Below are 3,153 nucleotides of genomic sequence, written 5' to 3' on the forward strand. Positions count from 1 at the left end.
TGCTCGATCTGAGCATGACCAGCCGCTTCGACATGTTCCCGACCATGCTGGTGCCGGACGGCTCCTTCATGATCGACCGGCGCATGGGCGTCTATGGCTACCCGATCGATATCCAGGCGCAGTTCTTCGCCGCGCTCTGTGCCGCCTCCGATCTGCTCGATGCCGATGAGCCGGCGAACGCGCGTTATCGCGATGCCCTGCACGAGCGCCTGCCGCACCTGGCCCATCACGTGCGCACCTACTATTGGCTCGACCTCGAGCGGCTGAACCAGATCTACCGCTACGGCATCGATGAATACGGACCGGCCGCGGTCAACAAATTCAATATCCATCCTGACGCCATCCCCGACTGGCTCATGGACTGGCTGCCGGAGACCGGCGGCTATCTGCTCGGCAACGTCGGCCCCGGCCGGCTCGACTATCGCTATTTCGCTCAGGGTAACCTGCTCGCCTGCGCGGCTGGGCTGGCGACCGAGGCGCAGACCGCTGCGCTGATGCAGCTGATCGCGCAGCGCTATGACGATCTGATCGGCCAGATGCCGCTCAAGCTCTGCTTCCCGGCGCTGGAAGGCCAGGACTGGCGCCTCCTCACCGGCTGCGACCCGAAAAATCGGCCTTGGTCCTACCACAATGGCGGCAACTGGCCGGTGCTGCTGTGGCTGCTGGCCCTGGTCGGTCTGCGCACCGGTGCCGATGAGCTGGTCGAGCGTGCGCTGAGCGATGCCGAGCGGCGCCTCGTCCAAGACGACTGGCCTGAGTACTACGACGGCCGTCGTGGCCGCCTGGTCGGTCAGCAGGCACGCCGGCGCCAGACCTGGAGCGCCGCCGGCTATCTGGTCGCCTGCCAATTGCTGGAGCGCCCCGAGCGCATCGAGCTGCTGCACTTGGGCCGCTCGGTGGAGGGTGCTAGCTGCGCGGCTCCGGTCTGAACGGTTGCGTCTCAGGCAAGCACTGGCACCCGTTGCCCGCAGTGGGTCAGTCCATCCTCGTCCTTGGGCTCCAGCATAGGGACCAGCAGGCGGGCGTTCGGCGCGAGCGGGATGGGCTCATCCCAGAAATACCTTGCTCGCCGGATAGGCGACCCGAGCCTTGGCCCGCGTGGCGAGGAAGAAGCCGAGCGTCAGCGGGCCGACGCGCCCGATGAACATCACCGCGATGATCACCGTCCGTCCCAGCTCGTCCAGCGCGCCCGTGGTGCCACGCGAGAGACCGACCGTGCCGAACGCGGAGGTGACCTCGAAGGCGGCGTCGAGGAAATCGCCCTCATAGGTCAGCATGATCAGGAAGATAGCGACCAGCACTGTCATCAGGCTCACCATGGCCAGCGCCAGGACCTTCATGACCTCCTCAGCCCCCAGACTGCGCCCAAAGACGTGAAGCTGTGAGCGGCGTTTGAAAAAGGCCAGGGTGGCCAGCAGCAGCACGATGAAGCTAGTCACCTTGATGCCGCCCGCCGTCGATGTGCTGCCGCCGCCGATCACCATCAGCGACATGAACATCATCGCCGTGCTGTCATAAAGGCCACCGATATCGACCGTGTTGAACCCAGCGGTGCGCGTCGTCACCCCCTGGAACCAGCTGGCCCAGAGCCGCTCGCCGATGCCATCGAGACCACCCAGCGTTGCCGGATTGGTCCATTCCAGCACGGCGAAGAGCAGCACCGACCAGAGGATCAGGCCCAGCGTGCCGACGATCATCAGCTTGGTGTGCAGCGAAAAACGGCGCCAGCTGCGCTTGCCGTAAAGCTCGGTGACGACGACGAAGCCGAGGCCGCCGAAGATGAACAGCGCCGGAATCACCAGGTTGATGATCGGATCAGCGACCCAGCGCGACAGGCTATCCGGGAACAGCGCGAAGCCGGCGTTGTTGAAGGCCGAGACGGTGTGAAACAGTGCCTGCCAGAGCCCGTTGGCCCAACCGAACTCGGGCACGAAGACGATGGCCAGCAGCGCCACGCCGAGCAGCTCGCAGGCCAACACCACTTGGATGATGCCGCGCACCAGCGCTAGCAGGTCGGTGATCGAGGTCTGGTTGAGGTCGTCGCGCAGGTAGATGCGGTGGGAGATGCTCAGCGGCAGGCCAAGCATGGTCAGCACCAGCACCGCGAAGGTCATCAGCCCCAGCCCGCCGAGCTGGATCAGCACCATGACCACGGCCTGTCCGAACAGCGTGAGCTGGCTGCCGGTATCGATCACCACCAGGCCGGTGACGGTGACTGCCGAGGTGGCGGTAAAGAACGCGTCGGACCAGGAGATCGGCGCCGGGGTGGCGATCGGCAGTTTCAATAGCCCGGCTCCGACGGCGATCAGCGTCGCATAGAGCAAGGCGAGGATGGCGGGTGGCGGAATCTGGAGCCTCCCGCCCTTGCGGAGCCATTTCAGGCGCATGGGCCGAATCAGAACGCTTGTCAGAGAGCCGGTGGGCGCACCGATCAGAGGCTGTCACCGAGGCGACGCATGTCCTCGCGGCGCCCCAGCAGCAGCAGTTTGTCGTCAGCTTGCAGCTCCTCCTCCGTGCGCTTGCAGGAAATGAACTCCGTGCCACGCATCAGGCCGAGGACGCGCACCTCGAACGCATCGCTCAAGCCCAGCGCATCGATCCGTTTCCCGGCAAGCCCATCGGGCACGCGAAAATCCACCACATGGAAGCCGTTACCAAGGCTGACATAATCGCGCACCAGTGGGTTGTGCAGCATCTGCGCGATGTGGCGGCCGATCTCCTGCTCGGGCTGGATCACGCGATCGGCGCCCAACTTGCTGAGGATGCGGTGATGGGTGCGGCTGATCGCCTTGACCCAGACAGTGGGCACACCGAGCATCTTGACGTTCATGGTGCAGAGGATGTTGGCTTCCAGTTCCTCGCCGATGGCCACCACCGCCACGTCGTAATTACCCACGCCAGCCTCGCGCAGGGCCTGTTCATCACGCCCGTCGGCGATCAACGCCTCGGCCAGCGTCTCGGCGACGTTGGCCACGTTTCGCTCCAGGATGTCGATCCCCAGCACGTGATTATTGAACCGCGCAAGCTCAGAGGCGACCGTGGTGCCGAAGGTGCCAAGGCCGATCACCGCGAAGCTGCGCTTTTGTTGTGTTGACATCGTGGCTATGCGGGTCGTGATTCCAAGAATGGCGGCGATTCTAGTCCTTGGGCGCC

The 3,153-nt window shown here is 64.7% G+C and carries 3 protein-coding genes; 1 reads left to right on the forward strand and 2 read right to left on the reverse strand.

The window, feature by feature from the left end:
• A partial coding sequence (locus CKO42_RS26040) for a glycoside hydrolase 100 family protein (protein WP_200252120.1) occupies window positions 1-929 on the forward strand: 929 nt, incomplete at its 5' end.
• 117 nt (window positions 930-1,046) lie between these two features.
• Here CKO42_RS26040 and CKO42_RS26045 read toward each other — a convergent pair.
• A complete protein-coding gene (locus tag CKO42_RS26045; protein WP_200252123.1) occupies window positions 1,047-2,387 on the reverse strand; it encodes a TrkH family potassium uptake protein in 1,341 nt (446 codons plus the stop codon).
• 44 nt (window positions 2,388-2,431) lie between these two features.
• The coding region (locus CKO42_RS26050) for a potassium channel family protein (RefSeq protein WP_207148835.1) at window positions 2,432-3,153 on the reverse strand (722 nt) is incomplete at its 5' end.

It is taken from the genome of Lamprobacter modestohalophilus (genome assembly GCF_016583905.1).
In the GTDB taxonomy this organism is placed as follows: domain Bacteria; phylum Pseudomonadota; class Gammaproteobacteria; order Chromatiales; family Chromatiaceae; genus Lamprobacter; species Lamprobacter modestohalophilus.

Coding starts and splice junctions, on each gene's coding strand:
- CKO42_RS26045 (WP_200252123.1), bottom strand. CDS start 2,387: ATGCGCCTGAAATGGCTCCGCAAGGGCGGGAGGCTCCAGATTCCGCCA.